We start from the raw sequence: 14,087 nt of genomic DNA, 5'->3' as shown, positions 1-14,087 counted from the left end.
CTATTACCTCACCCGCGACGGCGACCAGATCGCCGGTTCGGGCAAATAACGTCAGTTCGTAAGGGAGAGACGCCCATGGACGCCCAGATGCTGATCGGCTCGAAATTCGAGAACGGCGCCGAGACCGAGGAGCCGATCCTCAATCCGAAGACCGGGGCGACCATTCTCAACCTGCCCGAGGCCAGCCAGGCGCAGATCGAGGCTGCGGTGGCGGCCGCCGAACGAGCGTTCGTCTTGTGGTCGCGCACCACGCCGGCGCAGCGCTCCGGTTACCTCCTCAAGATCGCCGACCGCATCGAGGCCGAGGCCAAGGACTTCGCCGCTCTCGAGGCGCTGAACTGCGGCAAGCCGATCAATTCCGTGCTCAATGACGAGATTCCGGCCATCGTCGACTGCTACCGCTTCTTCGCCGGCGCGGTCCGTACGATGCCGGGCGTTGTGGCGGGCGAATATCTGCCCGGCCACACCTCGATGGTGCGGCGCGACCCGATCGGTATCGTCGCATCGATCGCGCCGTGGAACTACCCACTGATGATGATGGCCTGGAAGCTGGCGCCTGCGATCGGCGGCGGCAACACCGTCGTCTTCAAGCCGTCGGAGCAGACGCCGCTGACGGCGCTGAAGCTGGCCAGGATCCTGGCCGACATCCTGCCCGAAGGCGTGGTCAATGTCGTGCTCGGCCGCGGCGACAGCGTCGGTAACGCGCTGATCAACCATGCCAAGGTCAACATGATCTCGATCACTGGCGACGTCGCCACCGGCAAGAAGGTCCTGCAGGCCGCCGCCAAATCGGTCAAGCGCACGCATCTCGAACTCGGCGGCAAGGCCCCGGTCATCGTTTTCGACGACGCCGACCTCGGCGCGGTGGTCAACGGCCTGCGCGCCTTCGGCTACTACAATGCCGGCCAGGATTGCACCGCCGCCTGCCGCATCTATGCCGGCAAGAAGATCTACGACAAGCTCGTCGCCGATCTGTCCTCGGCGGTCTCGACCATCAAGTACAACCAGCCGGACGACACCGAAAACGAGATCGGCCCGCTGATCTCGCGCCGCCAGCGCGACCGTGTTTCGAGCTTTGTCGAACGCGCCTCCGAGCTGAAGCACATCGAGATCACCACCGGCGGCAAGCCGGGCGAGGGCACCGGCTTCTACTACCAGCCGACCGTCGTCGCCGGCGCTTTGCAGGAGGACGAAATCGTGCGGCGCGAAGTGTTCGGCCCGGTCGTCTCGGTCACCCGTTTCACGGAAGTCGATGAAGCGGTGAACTGGGCCAATGACAGCGACTACGGTCTGGCGTCATCGGTCTGGACGAAGGACGTCTCGCGCGCCATGGCGACGGCGGCCCGCCTGCAATATGGCTGCACATGGATCAACACCCATTTCATGCTGACCAACGAGATGCCGCACGGGGGTCTGAAACAGTCCGGCTACGGCAAGGATATGTCGCTCTATGCGCTGGAAGACTATACCGCCGTGCGGCATGTCATGGTGGCGCACGCGTAACCCATTCCTTCTCCCCATTCGCGGGGACAAGGTGGCCCGAAGGGCCGCGTGAGGGGCGGTGTCGACACCTTGCGGAGGCTGGCTCCGCCCCTGATCTGCCTGCCGGCATCTCCGTCGACGGGACGAAGACCGCTATTCGACGATACGATAGATGTTCCACAGGCTGGTGCCTGACACGACATAGGGCTCCATCTCCTTGCCCCATTTGGCGTGTGCGTCGATCTTGCCGATCTTGGCGAACATCGCCTCCAACTGGGCCAGGCTTTCGACCTGGTGGTGGGACTCGACCGTCGCTTCGCGGGCGCCGATCGATCCGGTCATGATCTGGAACTTCAACTCGGCGAGGCCGACCTGCGAGCCGATCTCGCGCTCCCATTTCTTCATCAGGTCGAGCACGGTCTGCTTATGCCCAAACTTCGCGTCGATCTGCCATCTGGCGCTGAACATGTTGGTTCCTCCCAAGGTTGAGTTGGCGGCGGTTTGCCTATTCGTCCCAGGCTTGCACGACGGTCTGCCGCGCGATCCGCCCGTTCTTCAGCTCCAGCATCGCGGCGGCGAACACTTTTGTGCCGTCCGGATAGGCGCAGGCCTGGGTGAAGGCCAGGCTGTCGCCGTCAGCGATCGTGGTGTCGACCTTGTGGGTCATCGCCCGGCTGCAGATGTCGTCCCAGAAGGTGGCGATCGCCGCGCGCCCGCGGACTTCGCGCGGCTTGCTCGGCGGGTTGTTGCGGTCGATCACCCGCACCAACGCGTCGTCGGCATAGAAGCTCGACAGCATCTTGCCGTCGCGGCCCTCGATCGCCTTCTTGATCGCGGCGCCATCCACGGCTTGTGTCTTGGTCAGCATTTCATCCTCCATGGCCCGTTTTCGGGCGGTTGACGTTCGGAAGCTGCCCGACGCTTGTCGACGGGCGGTGCCTTTCACTGCGACTTCGCCTTGACGGCAGCGAAGACGTCGTCGGTCTGCTTCTTGAACGTGGCGAGATCGACCTGGCTTCCATTGAGCATCGTCGACCAATGGCGCACGATCGCCGCCATCGCGATGGTTTCTTTGATCTCCTCGTCGCTCGCGCCGTTGAGCTTGGCCGCCTCGGTGTGGAAATAGATGCAGTACTGGCAAGGTATCTGCGAGGCCACCGCAAGGCCCATAAGTTCCTTGGTCTTGCCGTCCAGAGCGGTTTTCGGGTTGAGCTGGACGCCCTTGATTTCGGCCCAGGCGCCGGCGACCGCCACGTCAGGCAGTGTCTTGAACATGTCCGGCACCGAGCCGAGCGTCGCCTGGATGTCCTTGTAGGCCGCCGTCGCCGATGCATCCTCGGCCTTTGCGGGAGTGATCGTGAACAGCGCGCCAATGCCTGCCGCGATCACAAACGATCTGACGTTCAGTTTTGACTTAAGCATTTCATCCTCCGTTCGCAGTGCCTTTCCGGCGATATCCACCTTGGCCTGCATGGGGAATTGATAGCGCTTGGATCGGCGTGCCCGCTTCGCCCGAAAGCGCCATGGCTCTCATGGCCCGTCCGGGCCAGCGTGCCTGGCGGAGAATGCCGCCGCCGCCGCGCGCGACGGCAGGTCGAGCTTGAGCAGAATGTTGGCGACGTGGCGCTTGACGGTGTGTTCGCTCAGCCTGAGCTCGGCTGCAATCGCGGCATTGCTCTTGCCGTCGGCAATCAGGCTCACCACCTCGCTTTCCCTCACCGTCAGCACGGCTGGTTCGGTCGCTTTGGTCCTGGCGCGGCAGTCAGGCTCCAGATGCTGTTCCGACATTGCCCGCACCAGCGCCATCGGCTCGTCCAGATCGTCCAGCGTGACCCGGCTGGCGTCTTCGAAATGCAGGCCTGAGCCGGTTGCCAAATCGGCGACCAGTCGCGACGCCAGGATATCGCCCCGGCTGGCGTGCGCGGCGATCTGCATCGTCACGCGGGCCGTCAGCCCCACTGGCGGCCCGCGCAGTTCGATTTCCCCGACATGGGCGCCCTGCGCGCTGGCCACGCCGATCCCTTGCGCCGCCTCCCGCAGCGCCACTGCACAGCGTATGGCGCGCGCCGGTCCATCGAAGCGCGAAATCATCATCTCGCCCTGCGTACCCAGCGCCCGACCGCCATGGCGCCCGACCAGCAACCGCCAGGTTTCCTGGAAGCGTTCGCTCCGCTCGCTCCACATACGGTCGCCCATCCGCGTCGTATCGTATATACGCGTCACCAGAAGTGCCGCCAGCACGCGGTCCGCTTCGGCGACGGCACGCTCGCCGGTCAGGAACTCCTCGATCAGGTCGGCGACCCGGTCGACATCGCCGGTCCAGATCGGATGGTCGCGCCCCGGAATCTCGACCAGCCGCGCATTCGGGATTTTCTTGGCCAGGAAGCGGCTCGCCTCGGGATCGACTCGCGCATCGTTGCGGCGATGGATCAGCAGCGTCGGTGCGCTGATCGCCGCCAGGGCACCACGTATGTCGATGTCCGCATTCATTCGCGCCAGTGCCGCCGCTGCCGTCGGGCTCGCCGACAGCCGCTCGAAACGCGCCCACCACTGGGTGAAATGCGCATCGTCGACCCGACCCGGTGCGAAATTCGCCAAGGTGGCACCGGTACCCCACGCCGTCTCGGCGGTGGCGATGAAGGCATTGAGGCGATCGGGCGGCATCACCCATTTGTGGAAATGCGCATAGCCGCCATAGAGCGCCAGCGCCCGCGTCCGCTCGGGATAGGTGGCGGCGAACAGCATTGCCATCGGCGCGCCTTCCGAGGCGCCAAGCAGGGCGGCACGACCACTGCCGGCGGCGTCCATCACCGCGCGCACATCGTCCATACGCGTTTCAAGACTGGGCAGGTTGTGCGCATCCACACGGTCGGAAAGGCCGGTGCCGCGCTTGTCGAACAGGATCAGTCGCGAGAACGCCGAAAGTCGCCTCAGGAGCCTGGTGTAGCCCTCGTCTTCCCAATGCAGGTCGAGGTTGGAAATGAAGCCCGGCACGAAGACAAGATCAAGCGAGCCCTGGCCGACCACCTGATAGGCGATCCGCGCCTCGCCACTGAGGGCATATCGGGTCTCGATCGGCCTCACGAGTTTCTTCCGCCGGCCTGACGATTTCTGATCGTCAAACATAGCAGAGCCGCACCGACAGCGGCAGCTCAAACTTTAGTGGAAATGAATATAATCCCGCGTAGCCGGCTTGCTGCTACTCTTGCGAGGCCGCGACGTCGGCGGGAAAGGGCTTGAGCCCGAGCTTGAGATCGGCCTCGGCTGGCGTGATCGGCCGCTTGATCCTGGCCGATGCGGCGACCACGAGTTCGTCGAAGCCCTCGCCGCTGTCCAGCAGTTCGAAGAACTGCCGCCGCATCCTCGGTTCCCAGAATTTGTTGATGTGCTCGGCGACGCCGGCAACACCCTCCTCGCGCGACTTGGAATGGAAGAAGGCCGCGATCTGGTTGGCCATGCGCACCAGCTTTTCGCTGGTGCTCGTGATGTGGTCTTCGTCATGCGACATGCTGGGCAACTCCCAAAACCACCCGGTCGGGGTGCGTGAAAACATCGAAATCCTCGCCGCGCACCAGCGCCACCAGCGTCATGCCGGCATCATCGGCCGTGCGGATGGCAAGCGCGGTCGGCGCAGAGACGGCGATGATGAAGGCGGAGCCGATCGCCGCTGTCTTCTGCACCATTTCGACCGAGACGCGCGACGTCACCACAACGGCGCCCGAGGCGCCGTCGATGCCGGCTTTGGCCAACGCGCCTGCGAGCTTGTCCAGCGCATTGTGGCGGCCGACATCCTCGCGCGCCATGACGACGCCCTTGCCTGGAATGTAGAAGCCGGCGGCATGCACGGCTCCGGTTTCCTGATGCAGCGGCTGCACCTTCGACAACAGCTTGACGGAGCGGATGATGTCGTCGGCATCAAGCGTAAGTTTTGACGCACCAACGGCGTCGACGGACCGCATTGCCTCCTCGATGGATTCAATGCCGCACAGCCCGCAGCCAACCGGGCCGGCAAGCCTGCGCCGCCGCGCCTCGAAGCGTGTATTGGCCTGATCCTTCAGCCGGATCTGGATATCGATGCCGGCGCCATGGTCCTCGACCTCGATCGCCTCGATTTCCTGCGGGTCGGCAATGATGCCTTCCGTCAGCGAGAAGCCGAGTGCGAAGTCCTCGAAGTCGGCCGGGCTCGCCATCATCACCGCATGCGTGGTTCCGGCAAAGGAAAACGCCACCGGCGTCTCCTCCGGCACCATGCGGTTGGCAACAGCCGTGCCGCTGGAGCGGTGCGCCAGCCGCGATATCTGGGTCATTGCTTTGCGGCGCGCGGCCAAGACTACTCGGCCGCCTGTAGCGGGGCGATGCGGCGGCTGTTCCTGGCCTGCTCATCGTATTCGCGTTGCCAGTCCGTCGGGCCATTGGAAGCGCCGACCTGCACCGCCGTCACCTTGTACTCCGGACAGTTGGTCGCCCAGTCGGAGAAGTCGGTGGTGATGACATTGGCCTGCGTGTCCGGATGGTGGAAGGTGGTGTAGACCACGCCAGGCGACACCCGGTCGGTGATCAGCGCCCGCAGCGTCGTCTCGCCGGAACGGCTGGTCAGCCGCACCCAGTCGCCGTCGCGCAGGCCGCGGTTCTCGGCATCGTGCGGATGGATCTCCAGCCGGTCTTCGGAGTGCCACATGACGTTGTCCGTGCGCCGCGTCTGCGCGCCGACATTGTACTGGCTGAGGATGCGGCCGGTGGTCAAAAGCAGCGGGAAGCGCGGGCCGGTCCTCTCGTCCGTCGCCACATATTCGGTGCGGATGAACTTGCCCTTGCCGCGCACGAAGCCGTCTATGTGCATGATCGGCGTGCCGAGCGGGGCCTTCTCGTTGCAGGGCCACTGCACCGAGCCGACGCGGTCGAGCAACTCGAAGGAGACATTGGCGAAGCTCGGCGTCGTCTGGGCGATCTCGTCCATGATCTGCGACGGATGCGTGTAGTTCCAGTCGAGCCCGATGGCGCGGGCAAGTTCCTGCGTCGCCTCCCAGTCGGCATAGCGCGCCTTCGGTTCCAGCACCTTGCGCACCATGTTGATGCGGCGCTCGGCATTGGTGAAGGTGCCGTCCTTTTCCAGGAAGGTCGAGCCCGGCAGGAAGACATGCGCGTAGTTCGCCGTCTCGTTCAGGAAGAGATCGTGCACGACGACGCATTCCATGGCGGCGAGACCGCCCGCGACATGCTTGGTGTCGGGATCGGACTGCAAGATGTCCTCGCCCTGGATGTAGATGCCCTTGAAGGAGCCGTCGACGGCGGCGTCCAGCATGTTGGGGATGCGCAGGCCGGGTTCGTCGTCCAGCTTCACGCCCCAAAGGCTCTCATAGATGTCGCGCACAGCTTCGCCGGAGATGTGGCGATAGCCGGGCAGTTCGTGCGGGAAGGAGCCCATGTCGCACGAGCCCTGCACGTTGTTCTGGCCGCGCAGCGGGTTCACGCCGACGCCTGGCCGGCCGATATTGCCGGTGGCCATGGCGAGGTTGGCGATCGCCATCACCGTGGTCGAGCCTTGGCTGTGTTCGGTGACGCCGAGGCCGTAATAGATCGCGCCATTGCCGCCCTTTGCGTAGAGCCGCGCGGCACCCCGGATCAGTTCCGGGTCGACGCCGGAAAGCTTGCCGACGATTTCAGGGCTGTTCTCCGGCAAGGCGACGAAGGAGGCCCAGTCCTGGAACTCCGTCCAGTCGCAGCGTTCGCGGATGAAGGCTTCGTCGAAAAGCCCTTCGGTGACGATGACATGCGCCAGTGACGTCAGGACCGCCACGTTGGTGCCCGGCTTCAGAGGCAGGTGATAGTCAGCCTCGATATGCGCCGACTTGACCATCTCGGTGCGGCGCGGATCGAGCACGATCAGCTTGGCGCCCTGGCGCAGCCGCTTCTTCAGCCGCGAGGCGAACACCGGATGTGCGGAAACCGGATTGGCGCCGATGACGACGGCGACGTCGGTGAATTCGACCGAGTCGAAATCCTGCGTGCCGGCCGAGGTGCCGTAGGTCTGGCCGAGCCCGTAGCCGGTCGGCGAATGGCAGACGCGGGCGCAGGTGTCGACATTGTTGTTGCGGAAACCCTGTCGCACCAGCTTCTGGACGAGATAGGTCTCCTCATTCGTGCAGCGCGAGGAGGTGATGCCGCCGATCGAGGTACGGCCGTACTGATACTGGATCCGGCGGAATTCCTTGGCCGTGTGGGCGATCGCCTCTTCCCAGCTCACCTCCCGCCACGGATCGGAGATTTTCTCGCGGATCATCGGCGACAGGATACGGTCCTTGTGGGTCGCGTAGCCATAGGCGAAGCGGCCCTTGACGCAGCTATGGCCATGGTTCGCCTTGCCGTCCTTGTAGGGCATCATGCGGATGACTTCGTCGTCCTTTACCTCGGCCTTGAACGAGCAGCCGACGCCGCAATAGGCGCAGGTGGTAACGGCGGAGCGTTCCGGCATGCCCTTCTCGAGCACCGTCTTCTCGCGCAGCGCGTCGGTCGGGCAGGCCTGCACGCAGGCGCCGCAGGACACGCATTCGGACGCGATGAAATCCTCATGCATGCCGGCGACCATGCGCGATTCGAAACCGCGGCCCTCGATGGTCAGCGCGAAGGTGCCCTGCACCTCCTCGCACGCCCGCACGCAACGCGAGCAGACGATGCACTGCGCCGGGTCATAGGTGAAATAGGGATTGGATTCGTCGCGGGCGATGTAATCGACCGCCAGCGAGCCATGGCCGGGCGCCACGCCGTCTTCCGGCTTGACGTGGTTGCGGCCCTCGACGCCATAGCGGTTCTCGGTCAGGCCGACCGACTTCGCCACCGTGTCGAATTCGCTGGCGCCGGTGCCGGCCTTCTCGTTCCAGCCGGTCGGATGGTCGGAGACGTAGAGTTCCATGACGCCGCGGCGGATGGCGTCGAGCCGGTCGGACTGCGTGTGCACCACCATGCCTTCACCGACCGGTGTCGTGCAGGATGCCGGCGTGCCGCCGCGCCCTTCGATCTCGACCAGGCAGACGCGGCACGAGCCGAACGAGTCCAGCATGTCGGTGGCACAGAGCTTCGGGATCTCGACGCCGCCTTCCATAGCGGCGCGCATGATCGAGGTGCCTTCCGGCACCGTGATGCTGCGGCCGTCGACGCTCAGCGTGACCTGCTTTTGCGCCCGCGATTCCGGGGTTCCGTAGTCGATCTCTTCGACCAGCGATGGGAAGTCGGCCTTGATGTTCATCTGCCAGCTCCTACTCAGCAGCCACGCGCGCCGGCGCGGGCTTGAAATCTTCGGGGAAATGCGTGATCGAACTCATCACCGGGTAGGGCGTGAAGCCGCCCAGCGCGCACAGCGACCCGAACTTCATCGTGTTGCAGAGGTCGGTGACCAAAGCGAGATTCTTTTCCGGCTCGATCCCGGCGGCAAGCCTGTCGATGGTCTCGATGCCGCGCGTCGAGCCGATGCGGCAGGGCGTGCACTTGCCGCAGCTTTCGATGGCGCAGAACTCCATGGCAAAGCGCGCCTGCTTCAGCATGTCGGCCGTGTCGTCGAACACGGTGATACCGGCATGGCCGATCAGCCCGTCGCGTTTGGCGAATTCTTCATAGTCGAACGGCGTGTCGAACAGGGCGCGCGGGAAATAGGCGCCGAGCGGGCCGCCGACCTGTACTGCCTTCACCGGACGGCCGGTGGCCGTGCCGCCACCGATGTCGTCGACGATCTCGCCGAGCGTCAGGCCGAAGGCGGTCTCGAACAGGCCGCCATTCCTGACATTGCCGGCGATCTGGATCGGGATCGTGCCGCGCGAGCGGCCCATGCCGAAATCCTTGTAGAAGGCCGCACCCTTGTCCATGATGATCGGCACCGAGGCCAGGCTGATGACGTTGTTGATCACCGTCGGCTTGCCGAACAATCCCTGGATGGCCGGCAGCGGCGGCTTGGCGCGCACCACGCCGCGCTTGCCTTCGAGGCTGTTCAACAGCGAAGTTTCCTCGCCGCAGACATAGGCGCCGGCGCCGACGCGGATTTCCATGTCGAAGGCGTTGGGCGAACCCAGCACATTGACGCCGAGGACGCCGGCCTTGCGGGCGATTTCGACGGCCTTGTTCATTGTCGCCACCGCATGCGGATATTCCGAGCGGATATAGACAAAACCCTTGGTCGCTCCGGTGGCGATGCCGGCGATCGTCATGCCCTCGATCAGCACGAAGGGGTCGCCCTCCATGATCATGCGGTCGGCGAAAGTCGCGCTGTCGCCCTCATCGGCGTTGCAGACGATGTATTTGCGCTCGGACGTCGTATCCAGCACCGTCTTCCACTTGATGCCGGTCGGGAAGCCGGCGCCGCCGCGGCCGCGCAGGCCCGAGTCCGTAACCTGCTTGACAATGTCGGCCGGCGCCATGGCCACGGCGTTCTGCAAACCCTTGAGTCCGCCAAGCGATTTGTAGGCGTCGAGCGACAGCGGGTCGTTGATGCCGCAGCGGGCAAAGGTCAGCCGGGTCTGCTTGGCCAGGAACGGGATCTTGTCGGGCGCGCCGAGCCAGCGCTTGTGGTGGCCACCCGTGAGAAAGCCGCTGTCGAACAGGCTCTTGACGTCGGCAGGCTTGACCGGCCCGTAGGCGACGCGGCCGTTGGCGGTCGCCACTTCGACCATCGGCTCGAGGAAATAGGCGCCCCGCGAGCCGTTGCGGACGATCTTGGCCTCGATGCCACGCTCTGCGAGTTCCGCGCGAATGGCCTTGGCGACCTTCTCGGCGCCGAGCGCCAACGAGCCGGAATCGCCGGGAATGTAGATGCGGGGGATCATGAGCGCACCTCGGCAAGGATCTCGTCGATCTTCTCGTCATCGAGCCGCCCGATCACCTCGCCGTCGAGCATCGCCGACGGCGAACAGGCGCAAAGCCCGAGGCAATAGACCGGCTCAAGTGTAACCGATCCGTCGCGGCTGGTCTCGTGGAAACCGATGCCCAGCAGCTGTTTGATCTTGGCGGCGACGGCATCCGAGCCCATCGACTGGCAGGCTTCCGCCTGGCACAGCTTGAGGACATGCCGCCCGGCCGGCCGGGCACGGAAATCATGGTAGAAGGTGACGACGCCGTGAACCTCGGCCCTGGACAGATTCAGCCCATCGGCGATTACCGGCAGTGCCGCCTGCGGCACATGGCCGAACTCTTCCTGGATTTCGTGCAGGATCGGCAGCAATGGGCCTTCAAGGCCCTTCATCTCCTGGATAATCGCCGCCGTGCGCGATGCGATCTCGGTACTTGCAGGCTGCATCGTCACGCAGCGCCCTCCCTGGTCGGTAGCGCTCTGGCGCTAAGTCGTTACAAAAACAGAGGAAACCAGCGAAATCAATAAAGCTGATCCGTCGCTTGATAGAAATCTTCTATCAAGCACTGTCAGCCGCCATTCTCTACCCTAGCGATGGGCGCGGAAATCGTCTGCCAGCGCCATTGCCTCGTCCAGCAGCGCCTGCACCAGCGGTGTGTGTGGCTCGCGTGGCGCGGCCACCAGGCCGACCGTGTGGCTGGCGTCGGGCTCGACGATCGGAATGGCCCGGATCGGCTCTGAAAAGCCGAATGTTTCCGCAAGGTTGAGCGGCATGACCGACGACCATTTGCCGGTGTGGATGTGCGAGAACAGCACGATCATCGAGTTGGATTCGAGCGTCGGCCGTACCTGCACGCCGGCCTCGGCCAGATGCTGGTCGATGATGCGGCGGTTCTGCATGTCCGGCGTCAGCAGGCACAGCGGCAGCCGGCTGATCTCGGCCCATGTCACTTTGTCGCGGTCGGAATAGGGGTTTCCGACCGCCGTGATCAGTTGATAGCGCTCGTCATACAGCGGCACGCTGGTTACCCGCCCGAGCGGCTCGTTGTCGAGATAGGTGATGCCTGCGTCGATGTCGAAATTGCCGAGCAGCGACAAGACTTCGATCGAGGTGCGCGACAGCACCGAGAAGGTGACGCCCGGATGCTTTTCGCGAAACGGCGTCGTCAGCCGCGCCACCATGGCGAGTGCGGTCGGGATGGCGGCGATGCGGATGCGTCCGGAAAGGCCGTGGCGCGCCGCGCGCATCTCCTCGCGCATGCTCCTTGAATCACCGACGATGCGGCGCGCCCAGACAAGCACCTGCTTGCCTTCCGGCGTCAGCCCCTGGAACCGCGACCCGCGATTGACCAGCATGACGCCGAGTTGCCCCTCCAATTGCTTGATACCGGCCGACAAGGTCGGCTGGGTGACCCCACAGGCCTCCGCCGCCCGGCCGAAATGCTCTTCCTTGGCCAATGCGATGAAGAATTCGAGTTTGTCGATCATGCCATCCTTCCGGTCGTCATGCGCAGGCTCGGGGAAATTCGCCTTTGCCGCAAGCGCCGTGCGTAATCGTTTCGCATCCACATCTTTCAGCCGGCTTACTGTTTCCCGCGGCGTCGTGCGGCGCTATGTCAATGAAACGGTCGTGAACCGGGCGCGATGGGAGACTGACATGCTGGGCTGGTTCCGCAAGCTGCTGCCGCGCGAAGATCGTTTCTTCGAGCTGTTCGAGCGGCATTCCCGCACGGTGGTCGGCGGCGCGGAAGCGCTGCAGCAGCTGCTTCAGGGCAAGGACATCGATCGGTGGTGCCAGAAGATCGTCGATCTCGAGGACGAGGCCGATCATATCACCGCGGAAGTCCTGCTTGCGGTGCGGCGTTCCTTCATAACGCCTTTCGATCGCGGCGACATCAAGGATCTGATCCAGTCGATGGATGACGCCATCGACATGATGCACAAGACCGTCAAGACGGTGAGGCTGTTCGAGAAGCGGGAGTTCGATCCGCTGATGCAGGAAATGGGCGCCGTCATCGTCGACGCCGCCCGGCTGGTCGCGGAAGCAATCCCGCTGCTTGCCAAGGTCGGTGCCAACAGCGCACGCCTCAACGCCCTTGCCGAGGAGGTGATGCGCGCCGAAGGCCGGGCCGACGATTTGCATGAGCAGGGCCTGAAGGATCTGTTCAGGCGCCATGGCCGCGGTGACGCGATGGCCTATCTGATCGGCAGCGAGATCTACGGCCAGTTGGAGAAGGTGGTCGACCGTTTCGAGGACGTCGCCAACGAGATCAGCGGCATCGTCATCGAGAACGTCTAGACGATGGATGCCGCGATCGCTTTCCCCCTGCTGGCCGGCCTCGTCGCCGTCGCGCTGTTCTTCGATTTTCTCAACGGCCTGCACGATGCCGCCAACTCCATCGCCACCATCGTCTCCACACGCGTGCTCAGACCGCAATATGCAGTGCTCTGGGCGGCCTTCTTCAACTTCATCGCCTTCATGTTCTTCGGCCTTCATGTCGCCGAGACCGTGGGGAAAGGCATAGTCGACGTCAGCATCGTCACGCCGGCGGTGATCTTCTCGGCCCTCGTCGGCGCCATCGTCTGGAACATCGTCACCTGGATCGCCGGCATCCCCTCGAGCAGTTCGCACGCGCTGATCGGGGGGCTGGTCGGTGCCGGTGTTGCGAAGGGCGGCATCGGTGCCGTCGTCTGGTCGGGACTTGGCAAGACGGTCGCCGCGATCGTGCTCTCGCCGGCCACCGGTTTTGTCCTGGCGCTCGTCCTGATCCTGGTGGTTTCGTGGCTGTTCGTGCGCCAGACGCCGTTCGCCGTCGACAGCACCTTTCGCGTCCTGCAGTTCTTTTCCGCCTCGCTCTATTCGCTCGGCCATGGCGGCAACGATGCGCAGAAGACCATGGGCATCATCGCCGTGCTGCTTTATTCGCAAGGCATACTCGGCGAAAAGTTCTACGTGCCGCTGTGGGTCGTCCTGACCTGCCAGTCGGCGCTGGCGCTTGGCACGCTGCTTGGCGGCTGGCGGATCGTCCACACAATGGGTTCGAAGATCACCCGGCTCAATCCGATGCAAGGCTTCTGCGCCGAAACCGGCGGCGCCATCACGCTGTTCGCCGCCACCTGGCTCGGCGTTCCCGTATCGACCACGCATACGATTACCGGCGCCATCATCGGCGTCGGTGCCGCCCGCCGCGTCTCGGCGGTACGCTGGGGCATCGCCGGAAACATCGTCATTGCCTGGATCGTCACCTTGCCGGCGACGGCGGCGATTTCAGCTCTCACTTATTTCGTCACCAACCTGGCGGGCTGACGCGGAGTGACGACGCTATTTGTCGACGAGGTTCAGGATGTTGCCGTCCGGGTCCTTGAACCATGCGACCTTCATGCCTTGGCCGACATGGATGTCATCCTTGATCGTCAGGCCGGGCATTTCGTAATGCTCGAAGACAACACCTTTCGATTTCAATGATTTGACGACAGTCTCGATCTGGTCGCCCACCGTCCACGTCACCGCCGTCGCCTTGTTGGTTCCCGCGAATTGGGAATGGTAGACATTGATGAGCGTGTCGCCGCTTTTGTAGACGACAAGCTCGCCGCCCATATCGTCGACCTGCCTGAGGCCCAGCGTGCCCTCATAGAAGGCCTTTGCCTTCGCCAGGTCCTTGACGGCCAGATTGGCCGTTGCGTTGCTGTTTTCGAGCATGACCGTCTCCTTACTGGATTGTCGTGTCCTCGCGTCAGGCAGACCAAATAGGGCACGCGGTCCGTTTGGCCA

The 14,087-nt window shown here is 64.1% G+C and carries 14 protein-coding genes; 3 read left to right on the top strand and 11 right to left on the bottom strand.

Annotation, left to right across the window (positions count from 1 at the left end):
- Nucleotides 1–75 precede the first annotated feature (75 nt).
- Nucleotides 76–1,503 (top strand): gamma-aminobutyraldehyde dehydrogenase, encoded by a 1,428-nt coding sequence (locus C1D09_RS20805; RefSeq protein ID WP_143976077.1) that lies wholly within the window; start codon nt 76–78, stop codon nt 1,501–1,503.
- 132 nt (nt 1,504–1,635) lie between these two features.
- On the opposite strand, the gene C1D09_RS20800 is transcribed toward C1D09_RS20805, so the two are convergent.
- From C1D09_RS20800 to C1D09_RS20755, 10 genes are all read right to left on the bottom strand, one after another.
- Nucleotides 1,636–1,950: a hypothetical protein gene (locus C1D09_RS20800; protein ID WP_143976076.1), complete on the bottom strand. Its 315-nt coding sequence runs from the start codon at nt 1,948–1,950 to the stop codon at nt 1,636–1,638.
- 37 nt (nt 1,951–1,987) lie between these two features.
- The gene (locus tag C1D09_RS20795; protein ID WP_143976075.1) at nt 1,988–2,350 is read right to left on the bottom strand and encodes a nuclear transport factor 2 family protein; all 363 of its coding nucleotides are present in this window, start codon (nt 2,348–2,350) and stop codon (nt 1,988–1,990) included.
- Nucleotides 2,351–2,424: 74 nt separating this feature from the next.
- Entirely contained in the window at nt 2,425–2,904 is a 480-nt protein-coding gene (locus C1D09_RS20790) for a carboxymuconolactone decarboxylase family protein (protein WP_143976074.1), read from the bottom strand.
- Nucleotides 2,905–3,012: 108 nt separating this feature from the next.
- On the bottom strand, nt 3,013–4,566 hold the full coding sequence (locus C1D09_RS20785; protein WP_143976073.1) for an alpha/beta fold hydrolase: 1,554 nt from the start codon (nt 4,564–4,566) through the stop codon (nt 3,013–3,015).
- 115 nt (nt 4,567–4,681) lie between these two features.
- The gene (locus C1D09_RS20780; protein ID WP_143976072.1) at nt 4,682–4,990 is read right to left on the bottom strand and encodes a formate dehydrogenase subunit delta; all 309 of its coding nucleotides are present in this window, start codon (nt 4,988–4,990) and stop codon (nt 4,682–4,684) included.
- Nucleotides 4,980–5,810 carry a formate dehydrogenase accessory sulfurtransferase FdhD gene (fdhD, locus tag C1D09_RS20775; RefSeq protein WP_143976071.1) on the bottom strand — a complete coding sequence of 277 codons (831 nt, stop codon included), beginning with the start codon at nt 5,808–5,810 and terminating at the stop codon, nt 4,980–4,982. The genes C1D09_RS20780 and fdhD overlap by 11 nt, the downstream gene beginning before the upstream one ends.
- A gap of 2 nt (nt 5,811–5,812) precedes the next feature.
- On the bottom strand, nt 5,813–8,725 hold the full coding sequence (fdhF, locus tag C1D09_RS20770) for a formate dehydrogenase subunit alpha (RefSeq protein ID WP_143976070.1): 2,913 nt from the start codon (nt 8,723–8,725) through the stop codon (nt 5,813–5,815).
- A 10-nt stretch (nt 8,726–8,735) separates the two neighbouring features.
- On the bottom strand, nt 8,736–10,292 hold the full coding sequence (locus C1D09_RS20765) for a formate dehydrogenase beta subunit (RefSeq protein ID WP_143976069.1): 1,557 nt from the start codon (nt 10,290–10,292) through the stop codon (nt 8,736–8,738).
- A complete protein-coding gene (locus C1D09_RS20760; protein WP_143976068.1) occupies nt 10,289–10,768 on the bottom strand; it encodes a formate dehydrogenase subunit gamma in 480 nt (159 codons plus the stop codon). Before C1D09_RS20760 ends, C1D09_RS20765 begins: the two co-directional genes overlap by 4 nt.
- Before the next feature lie 135 nt (nt 10,769–10,903).
- Nucleotides 10,904–11,803 (bottom strand): LysR family transcriptional regulator, encoded by a 900-nt coding sequence (locus C1D09_RS20755; RefSeq protein WP_143976067.1) that lies wholly within the window; start codon nt 11,801–11,803, stop codon nt 10,904–10,906.
- A gap of 169 nt (nt 11,804–11,972) precedes the next feature.
- Between C1D09_RS20755 and C1D09_RS20750 the strand changes: the two genes are divergently transcribed.
- On the top strand, nt 11,973–12,614 hold the full coding sequence (locus C1D09_RS20750) for a DUF47 domain-containing protein (protein ID WP_143976066.1): 642 nt from the start codon (nt 11,973–11,975) through the stop codon (nt 12,612–12,614).
- 3 nt (nt 12,615–12,617) lie between these two features.
- A complete protein-coding gene (locus tag C1D09_RS20745; RefSeq protein WP_143976065.1) occupies nt 12,618–13,622 on the top strand; it encodes an inorganic phosphate transporter in 1,005 nt (334 codons plus the stop codon).
- A 15-nt stretch (nt 13,623–13,637) separates the two neighbouring features.
- Here C1D09_RS20745 and C1D09_RS20740 read toward each other — a convergent pair whose 3' ends face one another.
- Nucleotides 13,638–14,015 carry a VOC family protein gene (locus tag C1D09_RS20740; RefSeq protein ID WP_143976064.1) on the bottom strand — a complete coding sequence of 126 codons (378 nt, stop codon included), beginning with the start codon at nt 14,013–14,015 and terminating at the stop codon, nt 13,638–13,640.
- Nucleotides 14,016–14,087: the final 72 nt, after the last annotated feature.

The organism is Mesorhizobium intechi (genome assembly GCF_002879535.1).
In the GTDB taxonomy this organism is placed as follows: domain Bacteria; phylum Pseudomonadota; class Alphaproteobacteria; order Rhizobiales; family Rhizobiaceae; genus Mesorhizobium; species Mesorhizobium intechi.
Note: the sequence above shows the minus strand (reverse complement) of the source record. Positions and strands in the feature narration are given on the sequence as shown.